Below are 13911 nucleotides of genomic sequence, written 5' to 3' on the forward strand. Positions count from 1 at the left end.
TCGGGCCCCATGGGGCCGGCCGCGCGGTCGCCCGCCGCGTCCATCCGGATGCGCGCCCGTACCGCTCAGCGCGAGCGGTACGGGCGCCGTACAGGGGAGACCGTCATGTCGACACCACTCACCGACCACGCCGCCGCGGACGGCCCGGCGACCACCGGCCCGCTCGTCGTCACCGAGGACGACGGCCTGGCCGAGCACCTGCTGCGGCTGTGCGCGGCCGCAGGTACCGAGCCGCAGCTGATCCGGGGTGCCCCGCCGACGCGCGGGCTCTGGGAGAGCACACCGCTCGTACTCGTCGGGGACGACCAGGCCGAGCGCTGTGCCGGGCTCCCCCGCCGCACCGGGGTACTGCTGCTCGGGCTGGACCTGGACGACCCGGGCATCTGGGTCAGGGCCGTCCAACTCGGCGCCGAGCACGTGCTGTTCCTGCCGGATGCCGAGGCCTGGCTGCTCGACCGGATCGCGGACGCCACCGAGGGCATCGGCACCTCGGCGCTCACCGTCGCCGTCCTCGGCGGCCGGGGTGGGGCCGGTGCCTCCACCCTGGCCTGCGCGCTCGCGGTCACGGCCGCCCGCACGGGCCGGCGGACCATGCTCGTCGACGGTGATCCGCTGGGCGGCGGCCTCGACATCCTGCTCGGCGGTGAGACGGCCGGCGGCCTGCGCTGGCCCGACCTGGCCGGTTCGCGGGGCCGGGTCAGCGGTGCCGAACTCGCGAAGGCGCTTCCGGTGCTCAAACGGCTGACCTCGCTCTCCTGCCTGTCCTGGGACCGCGGCGACACGCTCGCCGTGCCGCCCGAAGCCATGCGCAGCGTGCTGGCCGCCGCCCGGCGCAGGGGCGGGCTGGTCGTGGTCGACGTGCCGCGCCGGCTCGACCCGGCCGCCGGCCAGGCGCTGGAGCAGTCCGACCTGGCGCTCCTGGTGGTGCCGGCCGAACTGCGCGCGGTCGCGGCCGCCGACCGGGTCGCCGCATCCGTCCGGATGCGGCTCCACGACGTACGGGCCGTGGTGCGCCCGCTGCGGCCCTTCGGGCTCCCGGCCCACCGGATCGCGCAGGGGCTGCGGCTCCACCTGGCGGGGGAGTTGGAGCCGGAGCCCGGGCTGGCCGCCGACGCCGAGCAGGGCGTACCGCCGGGGATCCGTACGGAGGGCCCGCTGGCGCGTTTCTGCGAGACCTTCCTGGACGAGGTGCTGCCGCCGGTGCCGGCGGTGGGCGGAGGTGTGTACTGATGGTTCGTCTCGGAGGTACGGGAAGGGCGAACGCCACCGGGCGCAGCCTCGGTGCGCGGGAGCGCCGGCCGCTGCGCAGCGTGGTGACGGCGGCCGGGCCGGCGGAGACCGGCCGGCAGCCCGAGCCGCCCCCCTACGGGCGGACGGCTCGGGAGGAGCGGACGGCGGCGCTGGTCGACGCGGTGCGGCTCAGGTTGGCCGAGTCGGGCGCCGCGCCGACCGCCGGGTCCGTCGCGGCGGTGCTCCGGGCGACCCGGCCGCCGCTCGGCGGCGACGAAGTCCTCGACACCGTGCGCTCGCTGCGCGCCGAGCTGGTGGGTGCGGGCCCGCTGGACCGGCTGCTGTCGGCGCCCGATGTCACGGACGTACTCGTCAACGGGCCGGACGAGGTCTGGGTCGACCGGGGCGGCGGTCTGCGCAGGGCCACCGGTGTCCGCTTCGCCGACGCCGAAGCGGTCCGTCGGCTGGCCCACCGGCTCGCCACGGCGGCCGGGCGCAGGCTCGACGACGCGCGGCCCTGGGTGGACGCCCGCTTGCCGGACGGCACCCGGTTGCACGCGGTGCTGCCGCCGATCGCGGCCGGGTGCACCCACATCTCGCTGCGGGTCTGCCGGCCCCGCCCGTTCACGCTCGACGAGTTGGTGGCCGGTGGTGCGCTTCCCGCCGCCGGGGCCGAACTGCTGGCAGGCATCCTGCGGGCCCGGCTCTCCCTGCTGATCAGTGGCGGAACCGGCACAGGCAAGACCACGCTGCTGGCGGCGTTGCTCGGGCTGGCCGGGCCCGGCGAGCGCATCGTCGTCGTCGAGGACTCCGCCGAGCTGCGACCGGCCCATCCGCATGTGGTCCGGCTGCAGAGCCGACCGCCCAACCAGGAGGGGCTCGGTGAGCTGACCCTGCGGGATCTGGTCCGCCAGGCGTTGCGGATGCGGCCCGACCGACTGGTGGTGGGGGAGGTGCGCGGAGCCGAAGTCTCCGACCTGCTGGCCGCCTTGAATACCGGACACGAAGGTGGCTGCGGCACTGTGCACGCGAACGCCGCGGCGGACGTCCCGGTCAGGCTGGAGGCGCTCGGCTCGCTCGCGGGGCTGGACCGGGCGGCGCTGCACAGCCAACTCCGGGCCGCGCTGGACGTGGTGGTGCACCTGGTGCGGGAGCCGGCCTCCGGGAGGCGCCGGGTCGCCGAGATCCACACGCTGTCCGGTGACCGCGACGGGCTGGCCGTCACCACTGCGGCGGTGGCGTTCACGGCGGGCGGGGCCACCGTGCCCGGAGCCGGCCGGGACCGGCTTCTGCGGCTGCTCGCGGCCCGCGGGGTGGCGGTGGGCGCGGCGCTCGCGGGAGGACCGTCGTGATCCCGGGGGCGGTCGAGGTGGCGTTCGGCCTGCTGGTCTGCGGGTGCGCGGTGGGTGCGGCCGGGCTGCTGGGGTTGTGGCGCGGCAAGGGTGAACGGCGAAAGGAGTGAGCGGGATGACGAGAAATCAGATCGAGCTGTGCTGGGTGGCGATGCTTTGTGTGGTGGCCACGGTGGGGTGGAGCGCTCTCCAGCGCCAGGTGGTGGGAGTCAGGCGGTCCAGGCTCCTGTTCGTCGGTGGGACGGGTGGGGGAGGGGGTGGGAGCGATGGCGTGCCGATGCCCCGGTGGCGGTGGCCCTGGTCGAGCCCCGAGGCGGTCGGATCCGGTTCGGCCGCGCGGCCGCGACGGCCGGAGTGGCTGACGCCGGAGTTGCTCCTCCTGCCCGGCGGGCTGGGAGTCGCCCAGGTGACGGCTTCGCCCGTGCCGGTGCTGGTCGCGGGCTTGGCCTTCCTTCCCTTGCGGCGTCGACGGCTGCGTCGCGCGGTGGAGGCGGAGGCCGGTCGGCGGGCCGCCGCAGTGGTGGACCTCTGCGCGGCACTGGCCGGGGAGTTGCGCAGCGGCGCCACGCCCGAGCAGGCGCTCCACCTGGTGACCACGCGAATCGCCGAGGACGACGAGGCCCTGCACCGGATCGGCCTGGAGCCGGTGGCCCGGCTCGCGGCCGGCCGGTACGGCGGAGATGTGCCCGGTGCCTTCGAGTCGCTGGCGGAGTTGCCGGGTGGCCGCGGGGCGACCGCGATCGCCGCCTGCTGGCGCGTCACGTCCGACGGCGGCGCGGGGCTGGCCGCCGGGCTGGACGGGGTCGCCGAGGCACTGCGGGCCGAACGGGCGCTGGCGGAGGAGATCGCGGCCGAGCTGGCCGCGCCGAGGACGACGATCGCCGTCCTGGCGGCGCTGCCCGTCGCCGGGCTGCTGCTCGGCGCCGCGCTCGGGGCCCGGCCGCTGACCGTCCTGCTGCACACTCCGGCCGGGCTCGCCTGCCTGGCGGGCGGAGCGGCGCTGGAGGGGCTCGGCGCGGCCTGGACGGCCCGGATCGTCCGGGCTGCCTCCCGGGGCGCCCTGGAGGGCCCGCTGGGCGACGGAGGCACGGCCGCCGGGGCCACGGTCGGGTCCGGGGCCGTGGCCGAGCCCGGAGGCGGCGGCGCAGTCGGCGACCGGCCGGACGGTGGGTGGCGGTGCGGCATCTCCCGTACGCGGGCCCGGCCCGGTCGGCCGAGCGGTTCGTTCCGTGCCGAGGCGGCTTCGGCGTGACGCCCGGTACCGAGCGGCTCGCCCTCCTGGCAGGGCTGGGGGCGGGAGCGCTGTTCCTGCGGCGGTGGTCGAGGGGGCGGACCGGCCGCCGGAGGGCGGTCGCGCTGCTCCGTTCCGGCGGCTGCCGGTCCAGTGCTCGCTCCCGGCCCAGTCGGCCGAGCCGGCCCACGGCGCGGGGGCGTCGGCCGACCTGGCCCGGTCGGCCGGCCGGCGGGGGAGAGGGCCACTTCCGGAGCGCCGGTTCCGCCGCACCGGGCATCGCCGCACCGGGCATCGCCGCGATGGTGTGTGCGCAACGGGCCGTGGTGGCGGCCTGCGCCGGGACGGCCATGGCCGCCGTGCTCGGCGGCGGGTCAGGCCTGGGGGCGGGCGTCCTGCTGGCCGTGGGTCTGCACCGGTGGCTGACCAGGGCGCGGTCCCCGGCGGAGCGGCTGTCCGCGTGGGAGGAGGAACAGCTCGCCCGGCAACTCCCGTTCGCCGCGGAGCTGCTCGCGGCCTGCCTCGGGTCAGCCGCCTCGCCCGCCGCGGCGGTGGCGGCGGTCGGCCGGAGTGTCGCCGCGCCGATGGGGCCACGGTTGGTGACGATCGCGGCCGAACTGGCTCTGGGGGCACCGCCGGAGCTCTGCTGGAGACGATTGGGTGAGGAGCACCCGGCCCTGGCGCCGCTGGCGCGCTGCCTGGTCCGGACGAGTCTGAGCGGAACCCCGGCGGCCGGGCCGCTGGTCGGGCTGGCGCAGGCCCGTCGGACCGCCGCCGCCCGCACGGCGCACGCCCGCGTCCGCCGTGCCGGCGTGCTCGCCACGGCGCCGCTGGGGCTCTGCTTCCTCCCCGCGTTCGTACTGATCAGCGTCGTCCCGGTGGTCATGGGGCTCACCGCCGGCTTCGCCCGGTCGATCTGAATCGACGACCTCAAAACCTCCGCTGTCGAGCTCGAAGCACCGCCCGGGCCGCGAGTCGGTTCTGAGCGGCAAGGAACCCAAGGAGAGAATCCATGACTGCATTGATCGCGCACCGGCCCGCCGACAACGGCCGACCGTACCGGCGCCTGCTCGGGGTGTGTCGCCGGCGGAGTCGCTGGGCGGCCGTCCGGATCCGACGGGCCGCTCGCGCCCGGGGCAGGTCGGACGCCGGAATGACCACCGCCGAATACGCCGTGGGCACGGTCGCCGCGTGCGCGCTGGCCGCCGTGCTGTACAAGGTGGTGACGAGCACGGCCATCGTCGAAGCTCTGACCGAGGTCATCACCCGGGCGCTCCATGCGTCGTGACGGCCGGCGGGCCGGCAGGCCTCCCGGGGCATTCGGGGCAGCCAGGACGTCTGGGGCAGCCGGGGTGACCCCGCTCCGTCGCCGGGACGCGGGCTTCGTCACCGCCGAGACGGCGGTGGCGATGCCGGCCCTGGTCCTGCTCGCCGTGATGCTGATCTGGGGAGTGCTCGCGGCGGCCGCGCAGATCCGCTGCGTCGACGCGGCGCGGGTGGGCGCCCGCGCGGCCGCGCGTGGCGAGGTGGACGCTGCCGCGATCGCCCAGGCGGCGGCCCCGCCCGGGGCTGCTGTGCGGGTGGCCGTCGAGGCGGACACGGTTCGGGTCACGGTGGACGCGCCCTCGGTGGCCCCGGGCCGGCTCGCCGGCCTGCTCTCGGTACGGCTCGGCGCGGCCGCGGTGGCGGCGCGGGAGGACACCCTGACGGGCGGCGGGGGTGCGGGTCCATGGCCCTCCTGATCCCTGGGGCGGCCGTGATGGGCAGGGTGGCCAGAGTCCGGGGCGCCCGTGCAGCCGTCGGGCGCCCGAGCGACGGCGGATCCGCGACGGTCTGGCTGGTCGCGTTCGCGGTGCTCGGCTGCACGACGTTCGCCGCGGTCCTCTCGGTCGGCGCGGTGGTGGGCGCCCGCCACCGCGCCGAGTCCGCCGCCGACCTGGCGGCCCTCGCGGCGGCCGACCGGCTGCTGCTGGACCTGGACGGCGGGTGCGCCCGGGCCGCCGGGATCGCACGGGCACAGGCGGCCGCCCTGGTGTCCTGCACGGTGGACCGGGAGGCGGACGCCGTCGAGGTGGTGGCGGAGGTGTCGATCGGCCGCCTTCCGGTGGATCTGCCGATCGGGCCGGCGCGGGCCCGTTCCCGAGCCGGGCCGATCCGTGCCGCGGCTGCTGCTACCACTGCTGCCGCGGACGAGGGCGTCAGTGCGACGGCAGGCGGCTCATGAGCCCCCGGCGGACGGCTCGGCCGCCCCGGCCCCGGCCTCCGGGTCACCGTCGCCCTGAGGCTCGTGAGGCGTTCGGTCCCCGTCCCCGTCTCCGTCCCCGTCTCGGTCCCCGTCTCGGTCCCCGTCTCCGTCCCCGTCTCGGTCTCGGTCTCGGTCTCCGCCACCGGTCCGGTCCCCGTCCCCGTCCCCGCTTGGGGCCCCGGCCCCGTCGGCCGCCGGTGCTCCGGCGAGCAGGATGTCCAGCAGTCGGACGGCGGCCGCCTTGTCCAGCGGTTCGTTGCCGTTTCCGCACTTGGGCGACTGCACGCAGGACGGGCAGCCGCGTTCGCACTCGCAGGCGGCGATCGCCTCCCGGGTGGCCGTCAGCCACTGGACGGCGCGCTGGAAGCCGCGTTCGGCGAACCCGGCCCCGCCCGCGTGGCCGTCGTAGACGAAGACCGTCGGCAGCTCGGTGTCGGGGTGCAGCGGCACCGAGACACCGCCGATGTCCCAGCGGTCGCAGGTGGCGAAGAGCGGCAGCAGGCCGATGGAGGCGTGTTCGGCGGCGTGGGCGGCCCCGGGCAACTGGTCGAGCGGGATGTCCGCGTCGAGCAGCTGGTCCTCGGTGACGGACCACCAGACCGCCCGGGTCCGCAGGGTCCGGGGCGGCAGGTCGAGTTTGGTCTCGCCCATGATCTCCCCGGTGGAGATCCGTTTGCGGAGGTAGCCGACCACCTGGTTGACGACCTCCACCGAACCGAAGCTGAGCCGGCCCTCGCCCCAGGCGTGGGAGGTGTCGGTGGAGAGCACTGAGATGGAGGTGATGTCCCGGGCGGCCGTCGTGTACGGCGGGTCGGCCGGGTCGACCAGGGCGACGGAGCTGTCCAGGTCGAAGTCCCGGACGAGGTAGCTGCGTCCCCGGTGGATGTGGACGGCCCCGGTGTGGACGGTGGTGTGGGCGGCGGAGGCGTCCACGGTGCCCAGCAGCCGGCCGGTCGGGGCCTCGACGATCTGCACCGGGTTGCCACCGCTGCCACGCAGGTCGACGGCGTCGGCGGCGCGTTCGCGGCGGGTCCAGTACCAACCGCCACCGCGGCGGCGGAGCAGCCCGCGCCGCTCCAGGACGGGCAGCAGCGGGCCCGCGGAGGGGCCGAACAGGTCCAGGTCGCTGTCCGTGAGTGGGAGTTCGGCGGCCGCCGCGCACAGGTGCGGGGCGAGGACGTGCGGATTGTCGGGGTCGAGCACGGTGGCTTCGACGGGCGTGGCGAAGAGCGCCTCCGGGTGGTGCACCAGGTAGGTGTCCAGCGGGTCGTCGCGGGCGATCAGGACGGCCAGGGCGCCCTGGGCCTCGCGCCCGGCCCGCCCGGCCTGCTGCCAGAGCGAGGCCCGGGTGCCGGGGTACCCGGCCATCAGGACGGCGTCCAGACCCGAGATGTCGACGCCCAGTTCGAGAGCGGAGGTGGAGGCGACGCCGAGCAGCCGGCCGGACTGCAGATCGCGTTCGAGGGCCCGGCGCTCGTCGGCGAGGTAGCCACCGCGGTAGGCGGCGACCCGGTCGGCGAGCGGTCGGCCGAGCTGGTCCTGGGCCTGGAGCGCGACGAGTTCGGCCGCCCGGCGGGAGCGGACGAACACGACGGTGCGGGTCTGCCGTTCGACGAGGTCGGTCAGCAGGTGGGCGGCCTCGGCGGTGGCCGTCCTGCGGACCGGGGCCCCGTGCTCGCCGACGTTCTCGGTGAGCGGCGGCTCCCAGAGCCCGAACACCATCGGACCGCGCGGCGAGGCGTCCTCGGTGACGGCTTCGGCGGGCAGCCCGGTGAGCAGCCGGGCGGTGGCGCCCGGGTCGGCGGTGGTGGCCGAGGCCAACAGGAAGGTCGGGGAGGAGCCGTACCGGGCACAGATCCGGCGCAGTCGGCGCAGCACCTGGGCGACGTGCGAGCCGAACACGCCCCGGTAGCTGTGGCACTCGTCGACCACCACGTAGCGCAGCGTCTTGAGGAAGGAGGACCAGCGCGCGTGCGCGGGCAGGATGCCGCGGTGCAGCATGTCGGGATTGGTGAGCACGTAGGAGGCGTACTGGCGGACCCACTCGCGTTCCTCGGGCGGGGTGTCGCCGTCGTAGAGGGCGGGCCGGACCCTGGGCGGGGCGAGTTCGGCGGCCCGTCGCCGCTGGTCGGCGGCGAGCGCCTTCGTCGGGGCCAGGTAGAGCGCGGTGGCGCCACGGCCGTTGCGGGCCTCGGTCCCGTCCAGCAGGTCGCTGAGCACCGGCGCCAGATAGCCGAGCGACTTGCCCGAGGCGGTTCCTGTGGCGATCACCACAGTATGGCCGCTTTTGGCCAGGTTCATCGCTTCTGCCTGATGGGCCCAAGGACGTTCCACGCCCAGCTCCCGGGCGGAGGCGACGATCTCGGGTCGGATCGAGTCGGGCCACGGTGAATAACGTGCTGGTCGGGCGGGAAGGTGCTCCGTATGGGTGAGCCGGTCCGACCGCCCCCGGGTGGTGGACAGGGTCGTGAGCAGTGCCTCGGGCAGGCTGTGACGGGGCGGCATGAGGACCCAGTGTGTCACCGGCGTGACGGAGAATCGTCGTAAGCCATCGTGCGGTCATGGTCGCAGGTGGTTGAATGTGGCCGTGACGGCCGTACGGCCGGGGGTCGCAGCGCTGAGGCTCGCCACGCGTGATTGGGCGCGTCCGGGGTACGCGACCATGCGGTGACGGCCGTCCGGCCGAAGATCGCAATGACGTAGCAAGGCAAGGTGCTGGAGGTTCCGTGGACCTGTCCCTGTCGACCCGTACAGTCGGCGATCGCACGGTCGTCGAGGTTGGCGGCGAGATCGATGTGTACACCGCCCCGAAGCTGCGTGAGCAGTTGGTCGAGCTCGTCAACGACGGCAATTACCACCTCGTCGTCGACATGGAGGGCGTGGACTTCCTCGACTCGACCGGTCTGGGCGTGCTGGTGGGCGGTCTGAAGCGAGTGCGGGCCCATGAGGGCTCGCTGCGCCTGGTGTGCAACCAGGAGCGCATTCTGAAGATCTTCCGCATCACCGGCCTGACCAAGGTCTTCCCGATCCACACCTCGGTGGACGACGCGGTCAACTCGACCGACTGACCAGGCCGGGCCGGCCTCGTGTCGACCCGTCCGATCCACGTGTCCGGCGTGCCGGGGCCCCGTGTGGCCCCGGCCCGTCCGGGCCCGCCCCGGAGCCGGTGGGACCGGTTCGCAGGGGCCCGCATGCCCGGCCTCGGCCGGACACCCCGAGGGGGAGAGATGGCAACCGTCGAACTTCGATTCAGCGCGCTTCCCGAGCATGTCCGTACGGCCCGGCTGGTCGCCGCGGCTGTGGCAAGACGAGCCGGGGTCGACGAGTCGGTGCTCGACGAGGTCCGGCTCGCCGTGGGTGAGGCGTGCTCCCGTGCGGTCGGCCTGCACCAGCGCGGTGGCATCACCGGTGCGGTGAGGGTCGCTCTCACGGACCAGGAGAAGCGTTTCCTCATCGAGGTCGAGGACGAGGCGGGCCCCGCCACCGTGCCGGCCCCGGGTGCTGCCGAAGGCGATCCGGACGAGGACACCCTGGGGCTCGCCGTGATCACCGGACTGGTGGAGGAGCTGGAGGTCACCAGCGGAGCGAGCGGTGGCCTGATCCGGATGAGCTGGCCGGTCTCGGTCGACGCGATGGCACTCTGACCGGCGACTGCCGACGGCCGACCGGGCCCTCCCGTCCGGCCGGTTCCTGCTGCCCGCCGACCACGGCGGTGGCCGCTGTCGTGGTCCTCGCGCGCCGTTGCGGCCGCGCCGCCGTCGTGACGGCCGACCGGTTGCCGCACACGTCCCTCGCGCGACACCACGGCCGCAGCCGGGGAGTCCACCTGGCGGGAGCGCATTGACAAACTGTTGAATCCGACGGTTCCCTGCTCTCGGCACGACCGGCCCCGATCGGTGATCGGGTCTGTCGTAGAAGAGGGAACCCATGCGGATTCGCATCCTGTGGCCCGCCGGTCAGGCGCTCGCCACGCTCACGGCCACCCCCACCGCCCAGGCGCTCTGGGGTGCGTTGCCGATCAGCTCGTCGGCCAGTACCTGGGGCGAGGAGGTGTACTTCGGGACGCCGGTCAGCGTGCCCCGGGAGGACGACGCCCGGCAGGTCGTCGAGCCGGGCACCGTGGCGTTCTGGACGGACGGTGACAGCCTCGCGCTGCCCTTCGGGCCGACGCCGATCTCCCGGGACGGCGAGTGCCGGCTGGCCAGCCCCTGCAACATCCTCGGCTCCCTGGACGGGGATCCCGAAGTGCTGCGCACCGTCCGCCCGAACGACCCGGTCAGGGTCGAGCGGGCCTGAACCCGGTCGGCCTGAGTCCATATCCCCGGCCCGGTACGCCTCCCGCCGTGAGGGCCCCCGAGGCCGGGGAAAGCCGTCCGAAGGAGAGGAGCGACCGGTCCAGGCCGGGGAGACCGACGGAGCCGGTACGGGCGGGAACCGGGGGCCGGGTGGCGGCCGTGTAGGTTCGCAGTTCGACGACCGAAACCGAAAGGGCTTCTCCCGGTGAACAAGCGACTGCTGGCCGTACCCGCGCTCGGCGCGCTGCTGGCGTTCGGCGCCGTCGGCTGCGGCGACGACAACAGCAAGCAGCTGGAGTCCTGGGCGGCGAACGTCTGCGGCGCGGCCAAGGACCCGATCGCCCAGGCGCAGACCGCTCTGGCGGACACCGGCCAGGTGAAGACCGGTGAGGCCCCGGCCGATCTGCAGAAGCGCCTCTCCGCCGACATCGGGCGGCTGGCCAAGACCAACCAGGAGATCGCCGCCGCCATCGACTCCGCCGGTGCGCCCAAGGTCGACGAGGGCGGGAACCTCCAGAAGGACACCGTCTCCGAGCTCAACAAGGCGGCCGACCTGTACCTCGACGTCCAGAAGAAGCTGGACGCGCTGCCCAACGACGAACAGGCGAAGTTCGCCGACGGGCTGCGCAGCGTCGCCGACCAGGTGCAGAAGCTGGCCTCGCTCTCCACCCAGGCACAGGCCAAGCTGCAGCGCGGCGACCTCGGTGCCGCGATGGCCAAGCAGGAGGGCTGCAAGCCGGGCTCGGCCGCCGCGGCGCCGACTGCCGGAGCGAGCGGGACGCCGGCGGCCGGCGGCAGCACCGGCACCCCCGCGCCCGGCGCCACCGACGGCGCGACCGACGGCGCGAGCCCGGCGGGCAGCCAGGCCGCGACGGACCCGGCCGCGACCTCGGCCCCGCCCGCCCCCGCCGCGTCCAGCCCCGCGCCCTCGGCGAGCTGACCCGACCGGTCCGGAGCCGACCCCGTCCGGAGCCTCGTCCCCGTCCGGAGCGGGTCCCGCCCGCCCGTGCTCGGCGCGGGCTGGTCGGCGGCCCGGCCCGGGCACGGGCGGCCCCGGCGGGGAGCGGGCCCGGCGGCCGGGGGGACAATGGCGGGGTGATCAGTAGCCCCGTTCTCGACCCGACCCGCCTCCCCAAGTTCCGTGAGGCGCTGCTCGCCGCCGCGTACACCGCCGACGGCTGCCTCGACCTGCTCGGGCCCACCGGCTACGCGGCGCTGGCGCGCAGCGAGGCCGTCCCGGCGCTGCGCGCGACCCGTGGCGGCAGCCCGCTGGAGACGCTGGTGCGGCTGTTCCTGCTGCAGCAGCCCGTGCCGTACAAGGCGGCCGCCGCCGCGCTGCCGGTCGAGGACTGTCTGACCGACGGCTGGCTGCGCGCGGACGGGGAGCAGGTGCGCGCCACCGTGGACGTCCGCCCGTACGCCAACGAGGTCTCCGGTCTGCCCAGTTCGGACGCCTGGGTGGTCTCCGACCTGGGCTGCGCGGTCGGCGGCGCGGGCGGGATCGGCTCCGGCGAGACCGCGCACGGCGTGGCCCGCAAGGACCTGGTGCTCGGGGTGGGGGGCGCCTCCACGACGCTGGCCAACATCACGGTGCGCCGCCCGGTCCGGGCCGCCCTGGACCTCGGCTCGGGCTCCGGGGTGCAGGCCCTGCACGCCGCCCGGCACGCGCAGCGGGTCACCGCCACCGACCTCAATCCGCGGGCGCTGAGGTTCACCGAGCTGACGCTCGCGCTCTCCGGCTTCGACAACACCGACGCCGCCGCCGGCAGCCTCTTCGAGCCGGTCGGGGAGCGGAAGTTCGACCTGATCGTCTCCAACCCGCCGTTCGTGATCTCGCCCACCGGCCGCTTCACCTACCGCGACGGCGGCATGGCCGGCGACGACCTCTGCCGCAGTCTGGTCCGCTCCGCCGCCGCGCACCTGGAGCCGGGCGGCTACTGCCAGTTGCTCGCCAACTGGCAGCACGTCAAGGGCGAGGACTGGCACGACCGGCTGGCCGGCTGGGTGGCGGGCACCGGCCTGGACGCCTGGGTCGTCCAGCGGGAGGTCCAGGACGTCGCCCAGTACGCCGAGTTGTGGCTGCGCGACGGCGGTGACCACCGCGGCGCCGGCGGTGACTACCAGGCCCGGTACGGCGAGTGGCTGGATGCCTTCGAGGCGGGCCGGGTCGAGGGCATCGGCTTCGGCTGGATCACGCTGCGGGCGAGCGGCGCCGAGCGGCCGACCGTCCGGGTGGAGGAGTGGCCGCACCCGGTCGAGCAGCCGCTCGGCCCGCACATCGAGGAGTGGTTCGACCGGCAGGACTACCTGCGCACGCACGACGACGCGGGGCTGCTCGCGGCCCGGTACGTGCTGGCCGACGAGGTGGTCCAGGAGCAGGTCGGCGCACCCGGGGCGGAGGACCCGGAGCACGTGATCCTGCGCCACAACCGCGGCATGCGGCGGGCCACCAAGGTGGACACGGTGGGAGCCGGGTTCGCCGGGGTCTGCGACGGGACGCTGTCGGCCGGCGAGATCGTGGACGCCATCGCGCAGCTGCTCGGCGAGGACCGGGTGGTCCTGCGGGACCGGGTGCCGGAGTCCTTGCGGCTCCTCACCGAGCAGGGGTTCATCCGACCGGTCGAGTAACGGCCCCGGAGCCGCCCCGCGGGCCCGCGGGCCTGCTGCCCCGCTGCCCCGCAGGCCGGCCGCCCTGCGGGTCCGCCGCCCCCGGCGCCCGGTCGGCCGCCCACCCGCGGCCGACACCCGGTGTCCGTCCGCCACCCGCCGGTGCCCTCGTTCGTTCGGCTCGCGTCGAAGCCCGAAGGCGGCCCCGCCGCGGCCTGCCGTGGCTCGAAACGGCCTGCCGTGACCCGGCACGGCCCGGCGCGGTCCGACGGCCCGCCACGGCTCGGTCCGGCACGACCCGATCCGGTCCGAACGGGCCGGGTCGAGCCCCTGCCGGTTCATCTCCCGGTGTCTCCTGGTTCGCCCGCCGGCCGCCGAACGGCTGTCCCGCGTTGGCCCCGGGCTGTGAAGCTCTGTCCACAGGCTGTGGACAGAGCTGGGGGCAAGGGGTGGACACGACGACGGCCACGGCGGGCGGCGCGGTGCTCGCGCTCTTCGGCGGCGCACTGCTGCTCTGGTGCGCGTCCGAAGTGCGCCTTCGCCACCTGGTGCGGCGCCGTGGCGTGCCGACGGTGGCCACGGTGGTCGCCGAGGCCGACGCCCACGGTGAGCTGGACAGCGCACCGCTGCTCTCCTTCTCCGCACCGGCCGTCACCGGCGCCTCCGGCCCGGGGCGATGCGCCGAGCTGGTGATCACCCGCCCGCGCGGCCACACCCCGCTGCGCCGGCCGGCCCGCTTCGCGCCCGGGGCATCCGTCCGTATCTCCTACGATCCTCGGCGGCCGAGCCGCGCGGTCCTGGCGGCGGCGGAAACCGGCCGGGCGGCGGTGGCCGATCTGCTCTGGACCTCGCTCGGCACCGGCTGCGTGGCCGCGGGGGCGGTACTGATCGCCGCCGGCCTCACGGGCTGAGCCCCGTCCCACCGCCGCTCCGCCCGCCGCGAGGTGTCGA

14 protein-coding genes are annotated in these 13911 nt (G+C 75.5%); 13 read left to right on the top strand and 1 reads right to left on the bottom strand.

Annotated features, from left to right (window positions below; translation table 11 throughout):
* The first annotated feature begins 105 nt into the window (after positions 1–105).
* The 7 genes from ssd to ABZ495_RS02365 all read left to right on the top strand — a co-directional run bounded on the left by ssd (position 106) and on the right by ABZ495_RS02365 (position 6037).
* The gene (gene ssd / locus ABZ495_RS02335) at positions 106–1230 is read left to right on the top strand and encodes a septum site-determining protein Ssd (protein ID WP_329488506.1); all 1125 of its coding nucleotides are present in this window, start codon (positions 106–108) and stop codon (positions 1228–1230) included.
* The gene (locus tag ABZ495_RS02340) at positions 1230–2582 is read left to right on the top strand and encodes a TadA family conjugal transfer-associated ATPase (RefSeq protein ID WP_359834022.1); all 1353 of its coding nucleotides are present in this window, start codon (positions 1230–1232) and stop codon (positions 2580–2582) included. Before ssd ends, ABZ495_RS02340 begins: the two co-directional genes overlap by 1 nt.
* Before the next feature lie 406 nt (positions 2583–2988).
* A complete protein-coding gene (locus tag ABZ495_RS02345; RefSeq protein ID WP_359834024.1) occupies positions 2989–3834 on the top strand; it encodes a type II secretion system F family protein in 846 nt (281 codons plus the stop codon).
* 281 nt (positions 3835–4115) lie between these two features.
* Positions 4116–4733: a type II secretion system F family protein gene (locus tag ABZ495_RS02350; protein ID WP_359834025.1), complete on the top strand. Its 618-nt coding sequence runs from the start codon at positions 4116–4118 to the stop codon at positions 4731–4733.
* A gap of 191 nt (positions 4734–4924) precedes the next feature.
* A complete protein-coding gene (locus tag ABZ495_RS02355; RefSeq protein ID WP_329492157.1) occupies positions 4925–5101 on the top strand; it encodes a DUF4244 domain-containing protein in 177 nt (58 codons plus the stop codon).
* A 64-nt stretch (positions 5102–5165) separates the two neighbouring features.
* Positions 5166–5555, top strand: a complete 390-nt coding sequence (locus ABZ495_RS02360; protein WP_359804139.1) for a TadE family type IV pilus minor pilin — start codon at positions 5166–5168, stop codon at positions 5553–5555.
* Entirely contained in the window at positions 5543–6037 is a 495-nt protein-coding gene (locus ABZ495_RS02365) for an Rv3654c family TadE-like protein (protein WP_359834027.1), read from the top strand. Before ABZ495_RS02360 ends, ABZ495_RS02365 begins: the two co-directional genes overlap by 13 nt.
* Here ABZ495_RS02365 and ABZ495_RS02370 read toward each other — a convergent pair.
* On the bottom strand, positions 6032–8563 hold the full coding sequence (locus tag ABZ495_RS02370; RefSeq protein WP_359834028.1) for a DEAD/DEAH box helicase: 2532 nt from the start codon (positions 8561–8563) through the stop codon (positions 6032–6034). The two genes, ABZ495_RS02365 and ABZ495_RS02370, sit on opposite strands and share 6 nt — an antisense overlap.
* A gap of 221 nt (positions 8564–8784) precedes the next feature.
* On the opposite strand from ABZ495_RS02370, the gene bldG reads away from it, so the two are divergent.
* The 6 genes from bldG to ABZ495_RS02400 all read left to right on the top strand — a co-directional run bounded on the left by bldG (position 8785) and on the right by ABZ495_RS02400 (position 13871).
* Positions 8785–9126, top strand: coding sequence for an anti-sigma factor antagonist BldG (gene bldG / locus ABZ495_RS02375; RefSeq protein ID WP_148644090.1), 342 nt, complete (start codon positions 8785–8787; stop codon positions 9124–9126).
* 159 nt (positions 9127–9285) lie between these two features.
* Positions 9286–9702, top strand: a complete 417-nt coding sequence (locus tag ABZ495_RS02380) for an ATP-binding protein (protein WP_329488498.1) — start codon at positions 9286–9288, stop codon at positions 9700–9702.
* A gap of 283 nt (positions 9703–9985) precedes the next feature.
* On the top strand, positions 9986–10354 hold the full coding sequence (locus ABZ495_RS02385) for a cyclophilin-like fold protein (RefSeq protein ID WP_352291048.1): 369 nt from the start codon (positions 9986–9988) through the stop codon (positions 10352–10354).
* A 204-nt stretch (positions 10355–10558) separates the two neighbouring features.
* Entirely contained in the window at positions 10559–11293 is a 735-nt protein-coding gene (locus ABZ495_RS02390; protein ID WP_359834030.1) for a small secreted protein, read from the top strand.
* Positions 11294–11448: 155 nt separating this feature from the next.
* The gene (locus tag ABZ495_RS02395; RefSeq protein WP_359834032.1) at positions 11449–12981 is read left to right on the top strand and encodes a methyltransferase; all 1533 of its coding nucleotides are present in this window, start codon (positions 11449–11451) and stop codon (positions 12979–12981) included.
* A 428-nt stretch (positions 12982–13409) separates the two neighbouring features.
* Positions 13410–13871 (top strand): DUF3592 domain-containing protein, encoded by a 462-nt coding sequence (locus ABZ495_RS02400; RefSeq protein ID WP_359804144.1) that lies wholly within the window; start codon positions 13410–13412, stop codon positions 13869–13871.
* The last annotated feature ends 40 nt before the right edge of the window (positions 13872–13911 follow it).

Origin of the sequence: Kitasatospora sp. NPDC005748 (genome assembly GCF_040630735.1) — a bacterium.
Taxonomy (GTDB): Bacteria; Actinomycetota; Actinomycetes; order Streptomycetales; family Streptomycetaceae; genus Kitasatospora.

Bases quoted from the DNA above. Each gene is read 5' to 3' on its own strand.
- ABZ495_RS02380 (WP_329488498.1), top strand. From the start codon at position 9,286: ATGGCAACCGTCGAACTTCGATTCAGCGCGCTTCCCGAGCATGTCCGT.
- ssd (WP_329488506.1), top strand. From the start codon at position 106: ATGTCGACACCACTCACCGACCACGCCGCCGCGGACGGCCCGGCGACC.
- ABZ495_RS02350 (WP_359834025.1), top strand. From the start codon at position 4,116: ATGGTGTGTGCGCAACGGGCCGTGGTGGCGGCCTGCGCCGGGACGGCC.
- ABZ495_RS02365 (WP_359834027.1), top strand. From the start codon at position 5,543: ATGGCCCTCCTGATCCCTGGGGCGGCCGTGATGGGCAGGGTGGCCAGA.
- ABZ495_RS02385 (WP_352291048.1), top strand. From the start codon at position 9,986: ATGCGGATTCGCATCCTGTGGCCCGCCGGTCAGGCGCTCGCCACGCTC.
- ABZ495_RS02340 (WP_359834022.1), top strand. From the start codon at position 1,230: ATGGTTCGTCTCGGAGGTACGGGAAGGGCGAACGCCACCGGGCGCAGC.
- ABZ495_RS02370 (WP_359834028.1), bottom strand. From the start codon at position 8,563: ATGCCGCCCCGTCACAGCCTGCCCGAGGCACTGCTCACGACCCTGTCC.